The sequence below is a fragment of the Flavobacterium sp. GW823-FHT04A11 genome (genome assembly GCF_058796535.1).
Genome location: NZ_CM179503.1, coordinates 4852608 through 4877793, shown reverse-complemented (window position 1 = coordinate 4877793; position 25186 = coordinate 4852608). Strand labels below are relative to the sequence as shown.

Here is a 25186-nt window from a genome sequence, read left to right as displayed (position 1 = left end):
AGTATGTTTGCAAGAAATAAAGCCCCCACATTTCATGAAAAACCTATACTTTGTTCTAATTATTTTATTGTTTACCATAAAGAACTTTGCTCAAAATGATGCAAAAGCTAAATTTCAAAAGAATAAATATGAATTAGCTGTTTCTTATTACAAAAAGTCAGATTTTAAAAATGCCCTGGATTTATTTTCCGTAGCCTCCAAAATTAGTCCTGAAAATGAATTAGGTCAGGAATCTATAAAAAAAGTAGATACACTAAAAGCTATTTTAAGAAAAGATATAATGGAAAAAGCCATTGGAATCTGGAAAATGACAGGAGATAAGCCAGTTTGGGCTGTTAAAGAAGATAATGATTCTAAGAATATTATGGTTGAAAAGTTTATTGAAATAACGAAAAGCCAGATTATTTTCTATGAGCAGGACAAAAAAACGCTTTCGAAAAAAATCATAAAAACAGAAGAATTAGTTTATTACAATAAAGATAAATCTGATTCATTATTTTCGGCGATTATTCTTTCTGACGGTACCATCTGGAACTGTAATATTGATGAAAATGCAAAAGTATTAAATGTTATAAATATTGCGAAACAAACAGAAAAAGGTGTTGAGAAAATTGAAAACGAAAATCAACAGTATTTTTATATGAAGGTATAATACTAAAACCCTTTTTTAAACACTATAAAATTACCATAAAGCCGCAAAGATGTTAAATCCTTGCGGTTTTTATTTTTTGAAAATTAGTTATTCAAAAATCAATTTTTATATTTATTATCTTATATTTATTCTCTAACCACTAAACCAAAAACAAAGATGAAACAGGTTGATTCTCAAAGTAATTTATCGTACTTTTTAAATTTCAGAGCAATAATAATATATTGTTTTTTAATGTTTGCCCATTATTCAATCGCCCAAAATAAAAGTCAGATTACCATTGGAACAATCGACAGTATTTCTTCGAAAGTTTTAAATGAAGAAAGGAAAATTTGGATTCATCTTCCCAGAAGTGCCAATTTTAAAGGATTTTCTAAACAAAAATATCCTGTTGTTTATTTATTAGATGGCGATGCTCATTTTAATTCTGTTGTTGGAATTATCCAGGAATTAAGTGAAACAAACGGAAATACAATTTGTCCGGAAATGATTATTGTGGGAATTCCAAATACAAACAGAACGAGAGATTTAACGCCTACACATTCAGATATTGATTTGCCTTTTGTAAATAAAGGTTTAAGCGAACAATCGGGCGGCGGAGAAAAGTTTGCCGAATTTCTTGAGAAAGAATTGATTCCGTACATTGATTCAAAATATCCAACAGCGCCGTATAAAACCTTGATCGGACATTCTTTCGGTGGATTGACAGCCATAAATATTCTGACCAATCATACGAGTTTATTTAATGCTTATGTGGCGATAGATCCAAGTATGTGGTGGGATCATCAAAAGTTTTTAAAAGAAACTACAAAAACATTATCGAATAAAAATTTAGCAAATGTTTCTTTGTTTTTGGGAATTGCCAATACAATGGAAGGTAGTATGGATCTTGTAAAAGTTCGAAAAGACACTACAGTCGTCACAAAACATATTCGCTCTGCATTGGAACTGAATGATTTTTTAAGTCAGAATAAAAAAAGTAATTTAAATTATCAATACAAATATTATAGCGATGACAATCATGGTTCAGTTCCGTTAATTGCGACCTATGATGCACTTCGTTTTCTCTTTGGTTTCAATCAGCTAAAACTTTCTATTGCCGAACAAATGAATTTCAATAAAGCAGTTTTTACCAAAATTGAAAAACATTATGAAAATGTATCCAAACATTTAGGCTATAAAGTAAATGTTCGCGAAGATGTAGTAAATAGTTATGGCTACCAATCACTTGCTAAAAAAGATATTAATTTAGCCGGTTATCTGTTTGAACTTAACGCAGCAAATTATCCTGAAAGTCCAAACGTGTTTGATTCTCTGGGAGATTTTTATGAAGCAAACGGAGATAAAAAAAATGCTATTGCTAATTATCAGAAAGTATTGGTTTTAGATAAGGATTTTCCAGATACAAAAGGAAAATTAGATAAGCTTTTAAAATAATATCTACTTAAAAACAGCCATGTCAGGAGAAAAAGATTTACAGCAATTACTGAAAAGTATGAAACCGGAACACAATCCGGGCGAATATGTTTTTTGTAAAACAGAAAATTTAGAGCAGGTAAATCTAAATGAAATTGAAATGTTTTTTAGAGAAAAAGAAGCCATTACAGTAATTCTGAAAAAAGAAATTGCCGAAGAATTGCATCTCGATTATTCAGTTGTAATGTCTTGGATTACATTGACAGTTCATTCTTCCTTAGAAGCTGTTGGCTTAACGGCAGCATTTTCAAAAGCACTTTCCGAAAACGGAATTAGCTGCAATGTGGTCGCAGCCTTTTATCACGATCATATTTTTGTAGCTAAAAAAGATGCTGCAAAAGCCATGGAAATTTTGAATGCATTTTCGAATTAAATCTATTTTTTGCCACAGATTTCAAAGATTATAATTTCTTACTCTTTGAAATCTGTGGCATTTATTTTATAGAAATTTAAAACCAAGTGAAAAATTAGTAACTCCGGTTTTTAATTCTCTTCCCGAATTATCAAGATCTGACAGTCCTGCAAGGTAACGAACATCGAAAGTAAGTTTCCATAAATCAACACCAACGCCGCCAAGGATACTGCTGTTATCCTGTTCAAAAGCAATTAAATTAAGATTGTTGCTTGCCTTAATATCTGAATAATGTTTCCAGTTATAGCCCACAAAAACACGTAAATTTCCTAATTTACCAAACGGAAGTACTTTATATCCGGCAATTAATGTAGCATCGGTTCCGGAAAGTTCATATTCAGTTTCTCCAATTCCGGTTTGAGAAACACTAAATTTATTTTTTGCATAACCAAACTCGCCCTGACCGTAAAAAAGCAATAAGTTAACTCTCGCGAATCCGGCAAGACTAATACCTGTTCCTGAACTTTTAGAGCTAAAATCATCGCTTATGGGCGAAGTAACATTGGCCGAAAATTGAGGTCCAAATTGTATCAATTGTGCAAAACCGTTTACACTAATACATAATAATGCTGCGATAATTAATTTTTTCATAACGGATTTTATTGGTTTTAGAACTATAAAAATAATTATTATTAATTAAAATAGAAAGATTTATCTTATTTGTTTTTTATTATGTGTTTGATAATTAGTGTTATGTGATTCGTCTCACTTTAACTATGATTAAAATTAATTGCCTTAAATTTGGATGCAAATAAAAAGAGAATGAAAATTAAAGAAATCGAAGCTTCTGAAACCTGGCAAATCAGGCACGAAGTAATGTGGCCGGATCAGCCTTTTGAATTTGTTCAATTGAAAGAAGATGATTTAGGAAAGCATTTTGGTGTTTTTGTGGATGAAAAATTAGTATCTATAGTTTCTTGTTTTTTTACTAATGAAGAAATGCAATTCAGAAAACTGGCAACATTGGAAGAGTTTCAGGGTCAGGGAATTGCATCTGAACTTTTAAAATATATTTTAGAATTGGCAAAAGAAAAAGGAGTAAAGAAAGTTTGGTGCAATGCCAGAACCAATAAAAAGTCCTTTTATCAAAAATTTGGAATGAAAGATACCCAGAAAACTTTTATCAAAGCGGAACAGGAATTTACTATAATGGAAATTTTATGCTAGAAAAAGGAATGAGAATTATTAAATAAATGATACAGCATCAGTTCTTTACGATTATGATGCATTTTGGCCGATTACGTTCTGAATCTGTCGGCAATGTTGTCTAAATGTTAAGTTCACCTATCATTTTAACAAAAAAGAATCACTTTAATTGTGAAATAAAAAGCAGAAATAAAAAGAAAACGTTTTCGTATATTTTATGTTGTTAAGACTTTCTTATTTTATTTTTTTTATTCCAATCTTTTATTACTTTCGCACTCAAATGAGAAAGTTAGTCGTATTTTTAACATTCATGAATTTCCTTCTGTTAGGCGGAGGGCAATATCTTAATGCTGAAACGCACCTAAATTCTCACCACAATCTTGAGAAAAGACACCGAGTAAAATTTACCAATAATGAACAAGGCAGTTCGATAATCGAAGATGCTGATGTTGATTTGGATGAAGAGTACCTTGGAAGTGATGATCTTAAAGATTTTTCAACTAAGTTCTTTGCAACGAACTATAGTTTATTAAACGATTTATATTTGACATTCTCACGTCAAAGCGTTGCAAACTCTTATAGCCTTTTTGAAATTTTAGGACCATCTTGTGGTCAGTCAAATCCTATCTACATTACTCAGAGAGTTTTAAGAATTTGATTCTATTTATACATCGGTTACCAAAAGCGTGATCATGGATAAATATGGATTGTATTTTTAGAAAACTTCTTTTTACGGATTTGTTTTTAAAAACGTACTTCCCAATTACAACAAAAATCACGTATTCTGGCGACTGATGACTTATACTCTGGGATTTCTATATCCCTAACTCAATCGCTTAATTTCCAATTAATTTACCATGAAAAGAATTATCGTGTTAACGGGCATGCTTGCCTTGTTGTGCCTTACCAGTTGTACATCAAAAAAAGAAGAAAAAGAAGAAGAAGAAAAATTTACAGTTACCAATCCTGTAAAAATCGACACTTCATTTACCAAAGAGTATGTTTCTCAAATTAAATCTGTTAGAAACATCGAAATCCGCGCCCAGGAAAAAGGGTTTTTACAAGACATTTATGTTGATGAAGGTCAGTTTGTAAAAAAAGGTCAGCTTTTATTTAAAATTATGCCAAACATGTATCAGGCAGAACTGCTTAAAGCACAAGCTGAACAAAAATCTACCGAAATCGAATTGCAAAATGCCAAATTACTGGCAGATAAAAATATCGTTTCTAAAAACGAGTTAAGTGTTGCTCAGGCAAAATTACAATCAGCAAAAGCTGAAGTAGCGCTGGCAAAACTTCATTTATCGTTTACTGAAATCAGAGCTCCTTTTGACGGAACAATCGACAGAATTCCGTTAAAATTAGGAAGTCTTATCGATGAAGGCGAGTTGTTGACAAGTCTTTCAGACAACAGTCAGATGTTTGCATACTTCAACGTATCTGAGCCGGAATATCTTCAATACCAAACGGATATAAAAGATCGCGCAGGAAATAATGTGAGTTTGCTTTTGGCAAATGGAGAATCTTTTAAATACAAAGGAAACGTAGAAGTTATCGAAAGTGAATTTGACAATGAAACAGGAAATATCGCTTTCAGAGCAAGATTCCCTAATACAGGAAAATTACTTAGAAACGGAGAAACTGGAAAAGTGCAAATGCTTGTTCCGCTTAAAAATGCTATTGTAATTCCACAAAAAGCGACTTATGAAATTCAGGACAAAAAGTATGTTTTTGTTGTGGATAAAAACAATCACGTAACTTCAAAAGAGATCACAATTACAGGTGAAATCCCTGATTTGTACGTTGTAAGCAGCGGACTTGTTGAAACGGATAAAATTTTACTTGAAGGAGTTCAGAAAGTAAAAGAAAATGACAAGATTAAATATGAATTCCTGGAGCCTCAAACGGTAATTAATCATTTACGCGTAAAAGCGGAGTAGATTTTTAAAAATTGTTTCAGGTTTAAAGTTTCAGGTTCAGTGCGCAACTTGAAACATGAAACCTGAAACAGCTTTTAATTCCAGTTTATTTTAATCATTAAAAAAATATAAAAATGTTTAATAAATTTATTCAAAGACCTGTTCTGTCGATAGTAATATCGCTTATAATTGTCTTTTTAGGGGTATTGTCGGTGTTGAATTTACCAATTACCCAATTCCCTTCCATTTCTCCTCCAATGGTAAACGTTACGGCGGATTATCCTGGATCGAATGGTGAATTGATGATCAAATCGGTTGTTATTCCTTTGGAAAGAGCCTTAAATGGTGTTCCAGGAATGAAATATATGACTTCTGATGCCGGAAATGATGGTGAAGCCAGTATTCAGGTGGTATTTAATTTAGGTACAGATCCGAATCAGGCTGCGATTAACGTTCAAAACCGTGTGGCTTCGGTTACTAATAAACTTCCTCCGTTAGTTGTGAGAGAAGGTGTTAAGATTACGCGTGAGGTTCCGAGTATGTTGATGTATGTGAATCTTTATAGTACTGATAAAAATACCGACATGAAGTTCTTGTACAACTATGCTGATATCAACGTATTATCTGAATTAAAAAGGGTAAATGGTGTTGGATCAGGAGATATCTTGGGAACACGTGAATATGCGATGCGTATTTGGTTGAAACCGGATCGTATGTTAGCCTATAAAATATCTGCTGATGAAGTAATGGAAGCATTATCTAGTCAGAGTTTGGAAGCTTCTCCAGGTAAAACGGGAGAAAGTTCGGGTAAACGTTCTCAGGCTTTTGAATATGTATTGAAATATTCAGGGCGTTTTACAACTAAAGAACAATACGAGAATATCGTAGTAAGATCAAGCAGTAACGGGGAACTTTTACGTTTGAAAGATATTGCCAAAGTAGAATTTGGAAGCTCGATGTATGATATCTATTCTAATTTGAATGGTAAACCTTCTGCAGCGATTGTATTGAAACAATCTTTTGGATCTAATGCCAATCAGGTTATTGAAGACGTAAAAGCGAAACTGGAGAAAATCAAACAAAAATTCCCAAAAGGAATGGATTATGAAATTTCGTATGACGTTTCTAAATTCCTGGATGCCTCTATCGAAAAAGTAATTCATACCTTGATTGAAGCGTTTATTTTGGTTGGTTTGGTTGTATTCCTTTTCTTAGGTGACTGGAGATCTACGGTTATTCCGGCAATTGCGGTACCGGTTTCTTTGGTTGGAACCTTTGTGTTCATGACCTTTTTTGATATTTCATTGAACTTAATTACGCTGTTTGCTTTAGTATTAGCTATTGGAGTCGTCGTCGATGATGCGATTGTGGTTATCGAGGCCGTTCACGCCAAGATGGAAGAAGAACATCTTTCACCATTTAAAGCAACTAAAAAAGCGATGCACGAGATTGCAGGAGCAATTGTGGCGATTACATTCTTAATGGCTGCGGTATTTATTCCGGTTGCATTTATGTCAGGACCAGTGGGAGTTTTCTACAGACAGTTCTCGATCACGATGGCAACAGCGATTATACTTTCCGGTATTGTGGCTTTGACTTTAACACCGGCACTTTGTGCTATGATGCTGAAAAACAATCACGGTACGCCTAAAAAGAAAACGCCTGTTAACAGATTTATAGATGGATTTAACGACAAGTTTAACCTTGCACAAGGTAAATACCAAAATGTACTAGGTAAAATTGTAAATAGAAGAGGAGTTACGATTATTGCGCTGCTAGGGTTTTGTGCCGGAACATGGTTAATCAGCAGCACGGTTCCTTCAGGATTTATCCCGAATGAGGATCAGGGAATGTTTTATGCTATTATTCAAACGCCTCCGGGTTCATCATTAGAAAGAACCAATAATATTGCTGAGCAGCTTCAAAAAATTGCAGAAACTGTAGAAGGAGTAAAATCAGTTTCGTCATTGGCAGGTTATGAAATTTTGACTGAAGGTACAGGATCTAACGCAGGAACTTGTTTGATCAACTTAAAAGACTGGAACGATCGTAAGCAATCAGTTCAGGAAATTATGATAGAACTGGAAGAAAAATCGAAAGATATTCCGGGTGCTAATATCGAATTTTTCCAACCGCCGGCAGTTCCGGGATATGGAGCAGCGGGAGGATTTGAGCTTCGTTTATTAGACAAAACAGGTTCTAGTGATTTCAAAAAACTGGAAGCGGTTAATAAAGATTTTGTGGAAGAATTGAACAAACGTCCGGAATTATCGAACGTGTTTAGTTTCTTTAGTGCGAGTTTCCCTCAGTATATGATGAAAGTCGACAATGATTTGGCACAGCAAAAAGGAGTTTCTATCGAAAATGCGATGAATACTTTGTCAACTCTTGTGGGTAGTAACTACGAAATCAGTTTTATTAAATACGGTATTAACTATAAAGTAATCGTTCAGGCCGCTCCGGAATATCGTGCACAGCCAGATGATATTTTAAAGCTTTATGTAAAAAATGATCGTGATGAAATGGTGCCTTTTTCAGCTTTTATGAAATTAGAAAAAGTGTATGGTCTTTCAGAAATCACGAGACATAATATGTATACTTCTACAGAAATTAGTGGAGGAGCTGCTCCGGGTTACAGTTCCGGTACAGCGATTAAAGTAATTCAGGAAGTTGCAGCAAAAAAATTACCTAGAGGATATGACATTGACTGGGCAGGTATTTCTGCCGATGAGGTGGCACAGGGTAATCAGGCAATTTGGGTATTTTTAATTTGTTTGGGATTTGTGTACTTGGTTTTGGCAGCACAATATGAAAGTTTTATTCTGCCATTATCAGTAATTCTTTCTTTACCTGCGGGTATTTTTGGAGCTTTCCTTTTATTGAAATTGACTGGATTAGAAAATAACATTTATGCTCAGGTTGCCATGGTAATGCTTATTGGTTTACTGGGTAAAAATGCCGTGTTGATTGTAGAATTTGCTATTCAAAGGCATGCCGCCGGCAGAACAGTTCTTGAAGGCGCAATGGAAGGAGCGAAAGCGAGGTTCCGTCCAATTTTAATGACCTCATTTGCTTTTATTGCAGGATTACTGCCACTTGCTTTTGCTACTGGTCCTGGTAAAATTGGTAACAGAACTATTGGTACTGCAGCTGCCGGAGGTATGCTTATCGGAACTATTTGTGGGGTATTTGTAATTCCCGGATTGTATTACATTTTCGGAAAAATTGCAGAGAAACACAAATTGGTGAAACATGAAGAAGAAAATCCATTAACAGAAGAAATTGACAACAATCATGTATAAATTTAAAACATATCAATATGGTGTTGCTGTGGGACTTTGCCTTGCTGTTGCAAGCTGCAAAGCTCCGCAGGCGACAGCCGAAACGCCAAGTAAACCAGTTCCTGAGGCTTTTGCAACCAGCAAAGACACAACGAATATGGCAGCTATTCCGTGGCATGATTTCTTTAAAGATCAAAACCTTGTAAACTTAATTGACTTAGCCCTGAAAAATAATCAGGAGCTAATGATGACGTTGCAGGAAATTGAAATTGCTAAAAATGATGTCCGCGTTAGAAAAGGGCTTTTATTACCAACGCTTGGCGTTAGAGCAGGAGCAGGAGTAGAAAAAGTAGGACGTTATACCAGTCAGGGTGCCGGAGATGCTTCGACAGAAATTATGCCGGGTAAAGAAACACCGGATCCGCTTGGAGATTTTGCAGTTGCGGCTTATGCAAACTGGGAAGTTGATATCTGGAAAAAACTGCGTAATTCTAAAAAAGCGGCCTTAACGAGATATTTGGCTACAGTAGAAGGAAAAAACTTTGTAGTAACTAGTCTGATTGCTGAAATTGCAAATTCGTATTATGAATTATTAGCTTTGGATAGCCAGTTGGATATCGTAAAACAAAATATCGAATTGCAGTCTAACGCTTTAGAAATTGTAAAAATTCAGAAACAGGCTGCTAGGGCTACAGAATTGGCTGTTCAGAAATTTCAGGCTGAGGTTTTAACTTCAAAAAGTCTTGAGTTTAATATTCGTCAGCAAATAAAAGAAGCCGAAAATAAAATTAATTTCCTTGTGGGTCAATATCCACAGGAAATTAAAAGAGACAAAAACAATTTCCTGACTTTGTTGCCTTCAACGGTTCAATCAGGAATTCCGTCTCAATTGTTAACGAATCGTCCGGATGTTAAGCAAGCAGAATTAGAGCTTACCGCTGCAAAACTGGATGTAAAAGTGGCTCGTGCAGAATTTTATCCATCTTTGGATATTTCTGCTGCAGTTGGTTTTAATGCTTTTAATCCGTCGTATTTATTTACACTTCCGGAATCATTATTGTATTCGTTAGCCGGAGATATTGCTGCGCCATTAATTAACAGAAATGCGATTAAGGCAGAATTTAACAGTGCCAATGCAAGACAGCTTCAGGCGTTGTACAATTATGATAAAACGATTTTAAACGCTTATATCGAAGTTTCGAACCAACTTTCTAAAATTGATAATTTAGGAAAAAGCTATGATTTAAAATCACAACAAGTTGATGCCTTAAACACATCAATTGATGTTTCTAACGATTTGTTTAAATCAGCGAGAGTTGATTATTTTGAAGTGTTGATGACACAAAGAGATGCTTTAGAAGCTAAACTGGAATTAGTAGAAACTAAAAAAGACCAATTAACTGCTGCAGTCAATGTTTATAAAGAACTGGGCGGCGGCTGGAAATAATATTGCCTTGTTAATTTGTAGACAAAAGCCTTTCGGGAGAAATCCTGAAAGGCTTTTTTATTTTAGTCTATAGAAAAAATAATGATCAGGATTCTTTTTCATTATTGATTTCTGCTTCTTCAGTTTCCTCAACGTAATTTAATTCTTCCTCAATTTTTTTGCGGTCTTTTTTATTCTGTTTTATTAAAATATAGACCAATAAAACAACAGCAATAAGAACTGCAGCTATAATAACCCAATTGATTTCCATAATATTGCTATTTAAGTTAATATGAATTTCAGATTTTACCTTTAAGTTTTATTTCGACAGAAACTCTCCAAACCACAAACCTGATTGTTTAATAGTTCTTTTTTGAGTTTCAAAATCAACATGAATTAATCCGAACCTGGCGTTGTATCCTTCTGCCCATTCAAAGTTATCCGTTAAACTCCATACAAAATAACCATCGACATTGTAACCGTCGTGTCTGGCTTTTAATATTTGTTCTAAATGGTCTTGTATATAATGTGTCCGTTTAATATCATATACTTTTCCGTTTGTCACGTTATCCGGAAATGCGGCACCGTTTTCGGTTATAATGATTTTTTTAATGTTTTTATAATCATTAAATCTCTTTATAATATGATATAGGGCAGGAGGATAAACTTCCCAGCCCATTTCGGTTGTAATGACATTTCTTTTTTCGGCACTTATTAATTCGGCACCAACATACGGAATCAGCATGGACGATTTTACAATTTCACGTGTATAACATTGTAATCCAATGAAATCGAAGTCAAAAGCTAAATTATTTAAATCGTCTTGTATAATATAACTGTTAAGCTTTTTAAGTACCGGCAAATCTTCCTGCGGATATCCAAGTCCTAAAATTGGCTCAATAAAAGTTCTGTTTAACAACGTATCAACTCTTTTTGCTGCCTGAATATCAGCAGGTTTATCAGAGAAAGGTTCAATATGCGTACAGGAAAAAGTGGTTCCGATATTAGCATCAGCAACTTTATTTCGTAGCATTTTTGCACCGGCAACAGTTGCTAATGTTACATGATGCATGGCTTTTATGAAATTTGTAATTCCTTTTTTCCCCGGAGCATGAATTCCCAGAAAATATCCCGCGCCTGTAAAAACGGAAGGTTCATTGATCACCATCCAGTTTTTGACTCTGTCGCCAAAATGTTGTGCACAGACTTCGGTATATTCAGAAAACCACTTTACACATTCTCTATTGGTCCATCCGCCTTTTAATTCTAAAGCTTGTGGTAAATCCCAATGATAAAGTGTAACCCAGGGTTCAATTCCGCATTCTATTAAAAAATCAATGATTTTATTATAGTAGTCAATTCCTGCCTGGTTTACAGGATGAATTCCTGTAGGCATAATTCTTGGCCAGCTGATAGAAAATCTAAAATTCGGAATGTTTAATTGCCGGACAAGTTCAATATCATCTTTATATGTATTATAAAAATCGCAGGCATTGATAGCGTGGTGACCATTTTTTATTTTGCCTTTTTGAGAAGTAAAAACATCCCAGATCGAAGCGCCTTTACCTTCGGCATCATGCGCCCCTTCAATTTGGAAAGCTGCTGTAGAGACTCCCCACAAGAAATCCTCTCCAAATTGTTCTTTATTTAGTAGTGAATGGTCAATTTTATTCATTTAAATAGTGCTTTCCTTTTATTTTCTGGTTATTAATGAAGGAAAGTGGATTGCATCGCTTTTAAAAAAAGCCATTCTTTAAATGAAGTCAGAAATGTCAGGCTAAAGAATTTCATGGTATTTAGTTTTAATCAAATTAATAAAAAATATATAAACTGATCGTAACGTCAAGGTTATGAAATAGTTAAGTGTTATTTTTTGCTGAAAAACGATTCTTTAAATAAAAATTAACAAACGCCTGTTTAGGAGGCTGATTTCAGACAATTATGCAAGGATTTTAGTTAAAATTATCTAAAAATATAAATTATGTAAGAATTCGGGAAAATTATAGAACATAGGATAACTACTTTCCTACTAATTTTGGCATAAGAAATTAAACATAATAAATAATTAAAACGAAATCAAATCATGAAAAATTTAAAAAGAATATTATTCGTAGTAGCATTAGGGTTAGGAATTTTCGCTACATCTTGTAGCAATGACGATAACGATGGAGAAACAATTATTCCTATCGAAGGAAAATATAACCTTAGCAAACAAGGTGTTATTGTAAACGGTCAGGAACAATTAGTTGATGCTCCGGCAAATCAAGCAGGTTGCCCTGGAGATTATTTAGACTTAAGAGTAAGTAATGCAGCAGTTATCGGTGATTATTCTGGAACTAACTGTTCTTTAACTGAAACTACAGGAACTTACGCTAGATCTCACAACGATTTAACAATCACTATTAATGGTGTTGGTACAACATCTGATATCATGAATTTAACTAACAAAGAGTTAAAATTAAAAGATAAAGCTACTGGTGTTATCACAGTATATACAAGATAATTTATTTTTTTGAATTGAAATCCTGACTTCAAACGAAGTTAGGATTAAAACGGAAACGACTTATAAAGGTTGTTTCCGTTTTTTTTATTTATTATTTTTTGAAGTAAATTATATTACCGGAATATAAATATCAAAAGTTGCCCCTTTATTAAGTTCTCCTTTTGCAGTAATATAACCATTATGGTTTTCTACAATTTTTTTAACGATAGCAAGACCAATTCCGGTTCCGTTGTATTGATCTCTTCCGTGTAAACGTTGAAAGACTTCAAATATCTTAGTGTTATATTCCTGGTCAAAACCAATTCCGTTATCCGAAACACTGATATGACAATAGCTTCCTTCGTCGGTAAAATTACTATCTGAGTTTTTTACGTGATGAATTTCACTTTTTATTTGTATAACCGGAATAACATCCTGTTTCGAAAATTTAAGTGAATTGCTTACCAGATTGTATATTAATTGCCTGAATTGAAACGGAATAATATTAATTACACAAGATTCGGTACTTTCTATAATGGCGTGTTTTTGTTCAAGCTCTTCTTTTAAATCTTCTTTTACTTCGTTGATAATTTCAGAAACATCTATTTTTTCAAATATTCTTTCCTGCGTATTAGTTCTTGAATAAGAAAGTAAATCATTAATCAATGTCTGCATTCTTTTGGCAGCATTTTGCATTCTCATAAATTTATCTTTTCCAACTTCAGATAAATTTTCAGATTCTCTATCCATAATCTGCGAAGCAAAAGTTTGAATCTTTCTAAGTGGTTCCTGCAAATCGTGACTTGAAATATAGGTAAAAGACTGAAGTTCTTTATTCATTTTCTCCAGTTCCATATTATTCTGTTCCAATTCTTTGGTTCTTGCAGTAACCTGTTTTTCTAATTCATTGGTAAATGCTTTTTCTGTTTGAATATCAGTAAAAGCGCCAACCCATTTAATGATTTTATTTTCTTCATTAAAAACAGGCTCACCAATTACGGCATGCCAGCGATAGCTTCCGTCTTTGCTTCTCACTCTTACATCAGCTTTGTATACTTCTCCGGTTTCCAGACTATTGGTCCAGATTTTCGTATTTTCATCATAATCGGCAGGATGAATAATAGTTTTCCATTCTTTTTCTCCATAGGGATAAATGCCTGTAAATTCAAACCATTTTCCGGAAGCAAAGAGCATAGTTCCATTTTCATCAGTTTCCCAGATTAATTGCGGAATACTTTCGGTTAAGGAACGGAATCTTTTTTCGCTTTCTTCGATTTTCTTTCTGGTCAGAACTTTTTCAGTAACGTCAATTATGGTCATTTTTATTCCAGAAATTTCATTGTCTTTTTCACGCATTGGCGCATATTCAAAGTCAATATACATTTCATGTCCACCATCTTTCCCGTCAATAAAAATCAACGATTCAGATTCAGAATGCACTTTTCCTGTTTTATATACTTCGTTTAATAAACGAGCATATTTTTGTTGTTGGAGTTCCGGAAAAATATCAAAGATTTTTTTGCCCTGAACTTCTTCTTCATTCTTTTTCCAGATATTTTTCAATAAAACAACATTCACAATATCTACAACCATATCGCTGCCTTTTAATATCGCTTTTGGTATTGGAGACTGCATCACTAAATCGCGGAATCGTTTTTCGCTGTCTTGTAATTGCTGTTGATGTTCTTTTTCGAGTGTATTGTCTCTGATCGTTCCAATTAATTTTTCGGGATTGTTGTTTTCGTCATAAAAAACTTTTCCCTTGCTTTCCATCCAGTGTACAGATTGATCCAGCCAAAGCATTCTTGCCTCATAATGCAGATATCCTTTTCTAAAGGCATTTTTGAGCGCTTTATTTCTGACCGGCATATCGTCAGGATGAATGTGTTTCAGTAATTGTTCGTGTGTTAATTTAATATGTGTTTTATAACCGCCAACTATTTCCAGATATCTCTGCGAATAAATGGCTTCTTTTGTTTTTAAATTTAGTTCCCAGGTTCCTAATTCACTGGCTTCTACTACAATATTTAAGCGTTCTTCGTTTTGTTCTGTCTTTTTTCGGGATTCTACTTTTTCGGTAACTTCTGTAGCAGTAACAATAATTCCCGAAATTTCGCCATCTTCTTCTTTTAAAGGATGATATAAAAAATCGAAATATAAAGTTTCTAATTTTCCAAATCTGTTGAGCGGAACGGGAACTTCATTTCCATGATACGGAATTCCTGTTTCCATAACATCTTTTAATAATGTGCTTACGGTTTCCTTTACTTCCGGTAAGGAATCAAATAATGGTCTGCCTATAAAAGTACTTTCTTCTCTGCCTACTAATTTCAAGTAAGCTTCATTGGCCATTTCGACCAAATGATTTGGCCCGCGCAAAATGGTAATTCCCACAGGCGCTTGTTTTACCGTATTACGGAAACGTTTATCGCTTTCTTCTATTTTTTTCTTGGCAAGATTTAAATCCGTAAGATCAACTCCTGTATTCATTACACCATAAATATTGCCATTTATATCATAAAGCGGCGTTAAACTGTAATTGAAATAATAGGTATGTAATTTTCCATTTACGGTTAAATCGAGCGGTGTATTTTGGGTATGAAAAGATTTTCCGGTTTCGAGAACCGTATTAATCTGTTCGAAAACAAGCTGATTATCAAGCTCGGGTAAAACTTCTTTGAATGATTTTCCGATAACATCATTTCCTTTTCCCCAAATATTGATAATAGAATCATTGGCAAGTTCAACGCGCATTTCTTTTCCCACATAAACCGCAATAGGAAAAGGCGCATTATCAACCAGTGCTCTAACTTTATGCTCACTTTCTTCTACTTTTGCCCTCGCCAATACTTGCGGTGTTACTTCAATTGCAATGGCAACAACTCCGGAAATACTTCCGTCGGCTTCTCGCAAAGCTTCGTAAACAAAATTGATATAAGTGTCTTCTATTTGCCCATTTCTGGGAAGTTTAACAGGCTCTTCATTGGCAACAAATTTTTCTCCGGTTTTATAAACATTATCAAGTAAACTTTCGAGATATTGATTTTTTGTTTCCGGTAAAGCCTCAAAAATGGGTTTCTCAAGAACATTTTCAGTCGTAGTTCCCCATAACTGAATCATTTGTTCATTTGCAATTTCTACAATATGATTTTCACCTCTAAAAACGCACATCGCTACAGGCGCCTGCATGATATTGTTTTTAAATCTGATATTACTTTGTTTTAAGGCTTCGGCAGTTTTTTTTCTTTCGGTAGTTTCTATTAAAGTAACCAAAACGCCGCCAACTTCTCCGTTTTCTGTTTTAATCGGGCTATATGAAAAATCAAAATAACATTCTTCTTCAAATCCATTTCGGTTTAAAGGCACCATAAAATCAGGAAAACTAACTGCTTTTCCTTTCATTACTTCATCCAGCATTGGTCCGGTAATGTCCCAGATTTCAGCAAAAGTTTCTTCAGCACTAATTCCTAAAGCCTGCGGATGCTTGTTTAAACCTAAAATTGGCCTAAAACTGTCATTGTATAATTGCGTATATTGAGTTCCCCAGGCAATGTACATTCCAAATGGATTATTGAGTACTACTGCCAGCATGGTGCAAAGACTTTGTGGCCAGGTAGAAGGATCGCCAAGTGGGGTCTGACTCCAATCTTTAGAACGCATAAGCTGTCCCATTTCTCCGCCACCTTCCAGGAAATAATACTCTTTATTTGTAATGCCCATTCAAATAAATATTTTTAAGGTTGAAGGATAAATTGCTCTCTTACAGGTTGTTTGAAATTGCTTTGTGATGCTATGCTTAATGCATTTGCAATCACTTTTTTTAGTTTGGCAAATTCACCTGGTTTTTGGATGTAATGAACAGCTCCTTTTTCGTAAACTAAATCTACAATATCTCTGTCTAATGAAGTAGAAAAAATAATTACCGGAAGATTTTCATACTGCTCTGTTTGTTTTATTTCAGTTAAGCATTCAAGACCATTTTTTCGGGGCATATTTAAGTCAAGAAACAGAATATCAGGTAAGTTTTTATTACTATTTTGAGATAAAAAATCCATGAGTTTTACGCCGTCATTAACTGTAACAAGCGATGTAGGAAGGTTTAATTCCTCTAAGGCTTCTTTAAAAAAATCACAATCATCTTCATCATCATCTGCAAGTAAAAGATTGTATTGTTGTTTAATCATTTTATCAGGGTAATTATTTCAGCTAAGATAAAACTAATTTTTTTAGTTTTTTACCAAAATCTGTCTTCTTCGGACAGAAACACAGCATTTTTTATTTTTAATTCTAAATAAATTTATTTGCGATATTAAAATAAAAAGAGGGAATAGTAAAATATTATTCCCTCTTTGCCAGATATTTTTTTGTCGTTGAGTGCTGAATTTCTTCTGAAATTTAAAATTATTTAATTGTCAAAGTCATATTTGGTACAACAATATCTGAATTAGATCCAGTATAACGTTGTGCAAATACTTCGACATAATCATTTGTTGTTAATTCAACAGAAGCATTTAAAGGAAGAACAATAATGTCATTCGTTGCCTGACCTCTTCCATAAATTTTATATTGAGTTAGTGTTGTACCGTTTTTTGCAAGATAAATAATATACGTTCCTGCTGCGGGAACCTGAAAGGAAATGGAACCGCTTACCTGAAAAATTCTTTTCTTTTTTCCAACATATTTTAATCGGTTCGCTGCATCTGTTGTAAAGCGGAATAAATTGGAGTAGGTTGTAGTTGGCGTTCCAGAGCCTACTTTGACAATATTACTTGGATTTAAATTAGTAGTAAAAGATACTCCAATACCACTACCAACAGTATAATCCATTGCAAAATCTCCAACAGCCACCGCGTCAGATTCAGTTGGTATTCCTGCAGATCTGACATTCCAGCTGTTATTAAAATTATATCCGGTGTAAGTTCCGGTTGTATAAGGTTTAACGTAACCTGCTGTATTTGTTCCTGTAAAAACTACAGATTCCAGCACGGCGTCGCCAGTAATTGTTAAACCGCTTGTTGAAACATCAAGACCAATTGCAGTTCCGTTTACCTGACTAAAACCTCCCTGTTTTTCTACCAAAGTAAAAGTTCCTGTCAGCTTTTCGTAAGTCCCTGCATTATTACTAAACCATCCCTGATTGCTTAATAACAATTGGGTAATATTATTGTACGTTATTCCATTTGTATTTCCTGAAAACTGAATAATACTTAAAAATACCAATCCAAAGCCGGAAATAGTTCCAACAGTATTAGAATTTGCTACAATACAATCTCTGAAAATTAGATTTTGAGTGGCAGCTCCGCTAAGGTTAAAGACATTTCCTCCAGTAGCAATCAGCGTAAGACTTTTGATATTTCCTCCGGTAGAACCTTCAAAAAGATTTCCACTTGGTCTGACAATTACATCTTCGCCTGAATCTACGCCTTGTACATAAGCATTGTTCAAATCAATTGGAAAATTAAAACTAACGGTACCATTTATTTCATATAAAGTATTGGCACTTAAAACATATTTAGCGCCTCCGCCAGCTGCAAGTTCTGTGGCTAAAACTGTAGCGAGAACATCTGTAGATTTAATTCTTTTAAAATTAATTCTTCCGGTAGTCGTACTATTTATCGCAGACCATGTGGAAGTGCCGGTGGAGTAGAAATAAAACAATTTTAAAGTAGTATCATAAACAATTAATCCGTCTGCCGGAGAAACTATTGCATTCCTTTGTGTAGTAGTCATTCTCGGTGTTAACATACCTTGTGTAGTAGAGGTAATATCCAGAACCGAACTAGCATTGGGAGTTACGGTTCCAATACCTATTTGTGCATTCAGGATAAAGGTAACAAGAAAGAAAAACAGCAAAAAAAATGTCTTATGACCGTGTGTGGTAGGTTTCGTTCTCATAATTTCTAATATTAATTGTTAGGAATATATTTTAGTTTCAACGGTAAGTATTAATTGCGCGAATTTGAAATTGCCACTTTTTGAGTTATTTTTTCATTGTCTGTAGTCAGGAATTCGGCAATATAAATTCCCTGACTTAATGTGCTGGTCGAAAAAGTATAATTGATCTCGTTTCCCGGATTTTTTTTAGACAATACGGTTCTTCCCATCATATCGTATAATTTAAAAGATTTTATGGCTAAACTATTAGGATTTGAAACCCGTAAAACACTATTTGTATTATCCTGACTAATGAGGAACTGATTTTTAGTTACGTCTGGCGTTCCTAGTGTTTGATCTGTAAATGTTATTTTAAATCTGTCCGCATATACTCCGGGCGTAAGTGTTACTTCATACATTCCGTTTCGCACCTCGTGATAAGAGTTATCCAATGCATCGTACAGGTATATTTTTTGCGCGTTGTCAAATTCAATTACTTCGGGAATATAAAATTTAAAAGTGCTGTTAGTAGTCACTTTTACCGTTAGTGGTATTTTTTTTGCAGGATCGAAGTTTACGCCCTGAATCACATAGTTTTGGTCTTCAAGCCAAAAACCAACATCATTGGGTAATGCTGTATCTAAATTGACGGCATCAATTCCAAAATCGATTCCATCAGTGGCTTCCGGTAAAAAAGCCAAAGCCAATTGTCTGGTAAATTGATTGTTGATTATCGTATTTAATTTTAAATGCGGAACTTCACCGGTTGTTTCCTCGTTGGCTTTTGCTGTTTTTTCTTCCTTTACATGTTTTTCAAATTTAGTAAGGGATTGTCCTTCTTTATAAAATACCCGATGCGAATTTTTAAATATTGCAGTTCCATTGGCAGTTCCATAAATTAAAAAACCCTGACCTATCGGACTGTATTTTCGTTGTATGGACAATCCTGATGATAATCCTATCGTATTTAAAGACCCGTCTCCTTTATAAGAATTAAAAGTTGCAGCAGTATAAACACCATTAGAACCCAGGGTCATTGGGGCATAGGTGCCATATCCACCTCTGTAATTGGCAATTAAATGAGAGTTTACATTTTTGTCCTGTTCCCAAAAATAGGCAATTCCGCCGGCTGCTGTATTTGAACCATCTAATAGAAAAGCATTTAAATGTAAAGCAGACGGATAAGGATTTCCTGTTAACGTTGAATTATTTAAGCCAAGCGTTATCGTAATATTCCCGTCATTTGGTTTCCCCCTGAAATCATATCTTTGAGCACTGCCGCTATTGTTTACAATTCCTGTTCCTTCGGGATCAGTACTGTCCGTTCCGCCGGTTCCTTTCATTGTAAACCCTTCTCCGGGTGCTATTGTAGAAGCTCCGCCCACGTGAATCCATTGTGCATATCCCGGCGCATTAATTAATTTGTGAATCCATCTCGTAGAAATGGAAAGAGGATTTGCGATTCCGTTAGAATTTCCTGCAGCCAGCAGTATGGCATTTGTAGAAGCTGTTGAAGTTGTAGGACGGCTTAACATTGAGATTCCGAAATTTTCATTTCCCGAAGAAGCCGAAGCATTCCCAACAGGTGAACACCAATAATTGTAATCAAAATTATCCGAAGTTCCTTCCTGATAAACAGACAACGTACCGGCACCGGAATTAGTTGAAGTACTAACACTTCCTTGTACAAATTGTGAATTATTTCGAAGATACAAATTAGAGTTGGAGGCCAGATTAATGTTTTGTGTCACATACAATACTTCATTTTTTACATACATATTTGAGTTTGGACTAAAATAAATTTGTGAAATACATTTTGTAGTGGCAAGGACTAAAAAAATAAATATTTTTTTTCTCATAATCGTCTATTTATATGATTATCAATATTCAAACAGGGGTGATGAAAACCTTTTAATGAGCTTTTTTTGATATAAATGAGAGCTAAAAGAATGACACTAAACATTGCTGAAATTGCAAGGCTTACTAATCTTTTATTAAAAGTGGAATTGCTTATAATTATCTGAAAGGAGGAATCTTTGGATAGCCATAATTAATATTTGACAGACAAAACAATACGATTACAGCTATTTTTTCTTTTTTGATTTTCATAGTAATGATTTTAGATTTGGGAAACAAATTCAAAAAATTATCGTAATTACTAAACTCGAAAAATGAGCTGTAATAAAAATTTTAACTGAAAAATATAAGTGCGGCTTTTAGAAATTTCCGCAATAAAAAATGCCTAATGAAATAGATTTACCTGAATAAAAAAGAATAGAGTAAAATCCTTCAATTCAAATATAAGGAAAATATGTCATGTTTTTTTACATTATCAATAAAAATAAAGAGTATTTTCTTATGCTAGCATAATAAATTAAGAAAAATATGATTTTAGAGGTAAGTGTTTTAACAATTTTTCAACCTTTTTAAATTGGATTTTTTTTCAGAAAAGATGATTTAAAAATGGTATTATATTCCGTTATGTAGACAATAGTATAAGAGAATAGAAGGGTTTTTGACAAGCTGATATTTAAAAAGAGGGGAATTGTTTTAAAACAATTCCCCTCTTTTTAAATTACTTTTTATTTGAAAAAATAAAAAATGAAAAAACATTAGAAATTAAACCGGCGACTAACCACGAGCGCATCCAAAAAAATAAAAAATTTGATTTACTGGTGCAATTAATACTGGCGAGTGTGAAGGTTATAAAAAATGTTGTGATCAGATTTTGTGTCATTAGAATTAAATATTTCCTATTATAAAAGGGAACGATTTTCATCTTAATTCAAATTAATAAGTTGAGGTCCGAATTCTTCGTAGAAAATATTTTCCTGATTTACATTTAGATTTACCAGCGCTTCATATTGTGTTTTAATAAACATTTCGGGACCACAGATATAATATTTTGCCTGATCTAATAAAATAGAATCTTTGCATTTATGAAGATCAACGCGTCCGTGAATTATTTCATTCTGGATATTATTTTCATCTTCAATAGTGTCATAAAAAGTAAACGTTTCAAGATGTTTTGCCTCTTCTTTTAATGTTATAATCTGATCTTTAAAAGCGTGAACCGATTCGTTTCGGCAACCGTGAATCCAGATTGTTTTTTTATTCTGAATGTTGTTTAAATTCGTTTCCAGCATGCTCAACATTGGCGTAAGTCCAACACCGCCACTTATTAATACCAGAGGATTTTGGGAATCTTTTTCTAAGTGAAATAATCCTGCAGGAGCAGAGATGGAAATTATATCGCCTTCTGATTTTGAATGCAGAGTATTCGAAACAAAACCGGATGGATTTGGTGCAACTCCGCTTTCTTTTTTTACCGAAATCCTGTAATATTCCGGATTAAAAGCGCTTGATAAACTGTATTGTCTTGGTTGTAGCAAATTTAATTCAGGTACAAAAACCTGCACGCTGATAAATTGTCCCGGATGATAATGGGTGATTTCTTTTCCGTCTTCCGGATAAAGATAGAATGATTTTATTTCGGTTGATTCTTCGACGATTTTTTTGATCACGAATTTTCTCCAGCCATTCCAGCTTCCGGGTTTGGAGATGTTTTCCTGATACATTTCTTTTTCAAGATCAATCATAATTTGCGCCAGCTGATAAAAAGCAACGGTCCAGGCTTCGAGTATTTCGGGTGTTGCGGCGTCTCCAACCACTTCGCCAATAGAAGAGATAAGTTGTGTTCCTACGATTTTGTATTGTTCAGGCTGAATGTTTAAACTTCGGTGTTTGGTTCCAATTCCTTTTAAAACACTGATTAAAACGGAAGGATCGTCAATGTTTTCGGCGTAAGCGAGAACTGCATTTGCTAGAGCCGATTTTTGTCTTCCGTTTGCCTGATTTCCCATATTAAACATATTTCGCAGCTCGGGATGATGCGTAAACATTCTTTTATAGAAATAATTGGTCAGGTCTTCACCGCTTGCTCTTAAAATTGGAATTGTTGCTTTGATAAGCTCTTTTTGATGTGGATTCATTTTGTGATACTTAGATTTGATTAGGATTAAATATTTAAAATCTAAAAGTGTTTTAGATTTTGATATTTACAAATTTAAATAGGGCATAAGGCGCTATTTTATGACTCAAATCATAAGAAGTGAAAAAAATGAAATTAAAGTTAACTGTTAGATTTAATGTCTAAATATTTTGATTAAACACATAGAAACATAGATTTTATACTTTCGAAAAAAGAAATAAAAAGGAACTCGTTCTCACACATAGCTATGTTTGCTAATGTAAGTGAAACGCCTTTTTTAAGGCCAATAATTCTATGTTTTTTATGTGTTAAAAATAATTACATCCCGCTAATTAATTTAGATGTCAGAAAGTGAAATTTTAAGAAAATAAATCTGATTTACTTTTAAGAATTAAGCCAGTTTTTGAAATTATTAATTTCTTTTTTGCTTAAAATAATAGGTTCAGTATCGGGAACGGAAATGTTTAACAACAATTCGATTTTTTGGCTTGAATGTTTTACGATTTCCTGAATATGATGTCTGTTGATAATGTACTTTCTGTTGATTTTAAAGAATAATTTCGGATCAAGATTATTGATCAGATCTTTAAGGTTACTGTTGTACAAATAACTGTTTCCGGAATTGGTGTGAATAAAAAGATGTTTTCCGGTGGCAAAAAAATAGGGGATTGCCGTATCGTTTATAGAAATTAGTTTATCTCTGTGGCTCACCAAAAAGTGATGCTGAATGTTGCTTTGATTTTCAATTTCGACCAAAGATTCCAAGATAGAATTTGGATTAAAAGTATCTCTAATGTTTTTGTATTTTGATAAAGCTTCTAATAATTCCTGTTCTTCATAAGGTTTTAGAAGATAATCGATCGTAAAATGTTTGAAAACTTTTACGGCATAAGAATCATAAGCGGTAATAAAAATAACGGGACATGAAATGGTTGCTTCTTCAAAAATATCAAGACTTTTTCCGTCTCCTAAATGAATATCCATAAAAGCAAGGTCGACTGTGTTTTCTTTAAAAAAAGCGACAGCATCTTTTACAGATTTTAATATAGTGACTTCACTTATGGTAATAATTTGCTGTTGTTCGAGAATTGATTTCAGATAATTTGAAGCCAGGTGTTCATCTTCAATGATGGCAATTTTCATTTCCTTTTTTTTGCAAAGGTAAAAAAAAAGCTCCGTTAAAAACGGAGCTTAATTCTTTCTACAAGTTTGGATTATTTAAACGTGCATTCTGTGGGAATGGCAGCGTATAACGCGGGTCATTTTGAATTAATTTATATTCATCTCCACCAAGATAATGGATGATTTCTTTTTGAGTTGTTCTTCTCAAATCAAACCAACGGTGTCCTTCTGCAGCAAACTCACGTTGTCTTTCCTGACCAATAAAGTCAAGAAGTTCTGTTTGGCTCATTGCATCAATTTCTATAGCAAGCTGATTGTAACCTGCAGCATTGTATCTGTTTTTGATAAAAGTCAATACAGCAGTTTTTGCCGGAGTTAAGTCATTTAACTGAGCTGAAGCTTCTGCTTTTGTCAAATATAATTCAGATGCTCTGAAAGAACATTTTTGAGCAAGTTCTCCACCTTTTTTAAAGTAAAAATCTCCACCGCTTTTTCTGAAATACAAGGCAAAACGTAAATCATTTACCTGATCGTAAGCATCTAATAAATCTGATGATACATAAGAAGATCCTTTTAAGTTATTATTAAAAACATCTTCAAGTGCTAATATTGATTCAACTCCATCATAACTTGTTGGCAAAACAGCAGTAGCTTTTAAATCAACTAAAGCGTTTTTGTATGTTAATGCTTTATCAGAAGCTTCGATAGCCTTTGCCCATTCTTTTCGGTATAAAAAAATACGAGATTCCATGGCATAAATAGCAGCTTTAGAAAAACGGTAGTTCAAACCTTTAGCCTGAGTATCTTTAGTAAGCAATCTTTTCGCTTCTTCTTTATCAGAAAGAATCTGATCGTAAACTTTAGCAACGCTTTCAGGAATGTAAGCCTGTTCTAAATCTACTTTTAAAGCTAACGGCACACCTTTGTCAGTACCCGCTGTAGCAGCATTATAAGGCTTAGCGAATAAATTTAATAGGTCGAAATAGGCATACGCTCTTAAAGCATAAGCTTCTCCAATTAACTGATCTTTATCTGCAGAAGCTTCCAGTTTACCTGTTGCATCATTAATAATGACATTTGCATAGAAAATGGTATTGTACAGCGCATCGTATTGAAAATCTGTTGTGATTCTGTCAGCAGCTCCGTCATTCCAGGAATAAATATCTTTCCAGTAAACGAAATCATTTGAAAAATCATCCAAAATTATTTCATCTGTTCTTAAGGTAATAAGATTTTTATGTTGAGGAAATGCTTCGTAGCCTCTTGTAAGTACTCCTCTGTAATCTGCTAATGTTTCCGGAATTACCTTACCAATAGGCTGTACGTCCAGATAATCATCACAGCTTACTGTAGTAGCAGCTGCGATGAAAAAGAATGCATATTTTAATATATTTTTCATTTTAAATCA

The 25186-nt window shown here is 33.9% G+C and carries 19 protein-coding genes; 9 read left to right on the top strand and 10 right to left on the bottom strand.

Features of this window, described 5'->3' with window-relative positions; all coding sequences use genetic code 11:
• The first annotated feature begins 34 nt into the window (after positions 1-34).
• From AC3QL1_RS20800 to AC3QL1_RS20790, 3 genes are all read left to right on the top strand, one after another.
• Positions 35-652, top strand: coding sequence for a hypothetical protein (locus AC3QL1_RS20800; RefSeq protein WP_492494040.1), 618 nt, complete (start codon positions 35-37; stop codon positions 650-652).
• 156 nt (positions 653-808) lie between these two features.
• Positions 809-2086 (top strand): alpha/beta hydrolase-fold protein, encoded by a 1278-nt coding sequence (locus AC3QL1_RS20795; RefSeq protein WP_492494039.1) that lies wholly within the window; start codon positions 809-811, stop codon positions 2084-2086.
• Positions 2087-2105: 19 nt separating this feature from the next.
• On the top strand, positions 2106-2498 hold the full coding sequence (locus AC3QL1_RS20790; RefSeq protein WP_492494038.1) for an ACT domain-containing protein: 393 nt from the start codon (positions 2106-2108) through the stop codon (positions 2496-2498).
• A gap of 66 nt (positions 2499-2564) precedes the next feature.
• Here AC3QL1_RS20790 and AC3QL1_RS20785 read toward each other — a convergent pair whose 3' ends face one another.
• On the bottom strand, positions 2565-3128 hold the full coding sequence (locus AC3QL1_RS20785; protein WP_492494037.1) for a putative outer membrane beta-barrel protein: 564 nt from the start codon (positions 3126-3128) through the stop codon (positions 2565-2567).
• Between the two features lie 171 nt (positions 3129-3299).
• On the opposite strand from AC3QL1_RS20785, the gene AC3QL1_RS20780 reads away from it, so the two are divergent.
• The 5 genes from AC3QL1_RS20780 to AC3QL1_RS20760 all read left to right on the top strand — a co-directional run bounded on the left by AC3QL1_RS20780 (position 3300) and on the right by AC3QL1_RS20760 (position 10330).
• Positions 3300-3704, top strand: a complete 405-nt coding sequence (locus AC3QL1_RS20780; RefSeq protein WP_492494036.1) for a GNAT family N-acetyltransferase — start codon at positions 3300-3302, stop codon at positions 3702-3704.
• Between the two features lie 289 nt (positions 3705-3993).
• The gene (locus AC3QL1_RS20775) at positions 3994-4341 is read left to right on the top strand and encodes a hypothetical protein (protein ID WP_492494035.1); all 348 of its coding nucleotides are present in this window, start codon (positions 3994-3996) and stop codon (positions 4339-4341) included.
• A 199-nt stretch (positions 4342-4540) separates the two neighbouring features.
• Positions 4541-5623 (top strand): efflux RND transporter periplasmic adaptor subunit, encoded by a 1083-nt coding sequence (locus AC3QL1_RS20770; RefSeq protein WP_492494034.1) that lies wholly within the window; start codon positions 4541-4543, stop codon positions 5621-5623.
• Between the two features lie 113 nt (positions 5624-5736).
• Complete coding sequence (locus AC3QL1_RS20765; protein ID WP_492494033.1) at positions 5737-8904, top strand: efflux RND transporter permease subunit; 3168 nt, start codon at positions 5737-5739, stop codon at positions 8902-8904.
• Positions 8897-10330: a TolC family protein gene (locus AC3QL1_RS20760; protein ID WP_492494032.1), complete on the top strand. Its 1434-nt coding sequence runs from the start codon at positions 8897-8899 to the stop codon at positions 10328-10330. Before AC3QL1_RS20765 ends, AC3QL1_RS20760 begins: the two co-directional genes overlap by 8 nt.
• Positions 10331-10415: 85 nt before the next feature.
• Here AC3QL1_RS20760 and AC3QL1_RS20755 read toward each other — a convergent pair whose 3' ends face one another.
• Together AC3QL1_RS20755 and AC3QL1_RS20750 are read right to left on the bottom strand one after the other, a co-directional pair.
• Positions 10416-10580: a hypothetical protein gene (locus AC3QL1_RS20755; RefSeq protein WP_492494031.1), complete on the bottom strand. Its 165-nt coding sequence runs from the start codon at positions 10578-10580 to the stop codon at positions 10416-10418.
• 48 nt (positions 10581-10628) lie between these two features.
• On the bottom strand, positions 10629-11984 hold the full coding sequence (locus AC3QL1_RS20750) for a GH1 family beta-glucosidase (protein WP_492494030.1): 1356 nt from the start codon (positions 11982-11984) through the stop codon (positions 10629-10631).
• Positions 11985-12392: 408 nt separating this feature from the next.
• Here AC3QL1_RS20750 and AC3QL1_RS20745 point away from each other — a divergent pair, with 408 nt between their 5' ends.
• Entirely contained in the window at positions 12393-12812 is a 420-nt protein-coding gene (locus tag AC3QL1_RS20745; RefSeq protein WP_492494029.1) for a lipocalin-like domain-containing protein, read from the top strand.
• A gap of 108 nt (positions 12813-12920) precedes the next feature.
• Here AC3QL1_RS20745 and AC3QL1_RS20740 read toward each other — a convergent pair whose 3' ends face one another.
• The 7 genes from AC3QL1_RS20740 to AC3QL1_RS20710 form a co-directional block, all read right to left on the bottom strand.
• A complete protein-coding gene (locus AC3QL1_RS20740) occupies positions 12921-16511 on the bottom strand; it encodes a PAS domain-containing sensor histidine kinase (RefSeq protein ID WP_492494028.1) in 3591 nt (1196 codons plus the stop codon).
• 14 nt (positions 16512-16525) lie between these two features.
• Positions 16526-16975, bottom strand: coding sequence for a response regulator (locus AC3QL1_RS20735; protein WP_492494027.1), 450 nt, complete (start codon positions 16973-16975; stop codon positions 16526-16528).
• Between the two features lie 217 nt (positions 16976-17192).
• A complete protein-coding gene (locus AC3QL1_RS20730) occupies positions 17193-18686 on the bottom strand; it encodes a phage tail-like protein (RefSeq protein ID WP_492494026.1) in 1494 nt (497 codons plus the stop codon).
• A gap of 50 nt (positions 18687-18736) precedes the next feature.
• Positions 18737-20524: a DUF8693 domain-containing protein gene (locus AC3QL1_RS20725; protein ID WP_492494025.1), complete on the bottom strand. Its 1788-nt coding sequence runs from the start codon at positions 20522-20524 to the stop codon at positions 18737-18739.
• 921 nt (positions 20525-21445) lie between these two features.
• Positions 21446-22657, bottom strand: coding sequence for an NO-inducible flavohemoprotein (gene hmpA, locus AC3QL1_RS20720; RefSeq protein ID WP_492494024.1), 1212 nt, complete (start codon positions 22655-22657; stop codon positions 21446-21448).
• 383 nt (positions 22658-23040) lie between these two features.
• A complete protein-coding gene (locus AC3QL1_RS20715) occupies positions 23041-23799 on the bottom strand; it encodes a LytR/AlgR family response regulator transcription factor (protein WP_492494023.1) in 759 nt (252 codons plus the stop codon).
• 58 nt (positions 23800-23857) lie between these two features.
• A complete protein-coding gene (locus AC3QL1_RS20710) occupies positions 23858-25177 on the bottom strand; it encodes a RagB/SusD family nutrient uptake outer membrane protein (protein WP_492494022.1) in 1320 nt (439 codons plus the stop codon).
• Positions 25178-25186 lie beyond the last annotated feature (9 nt).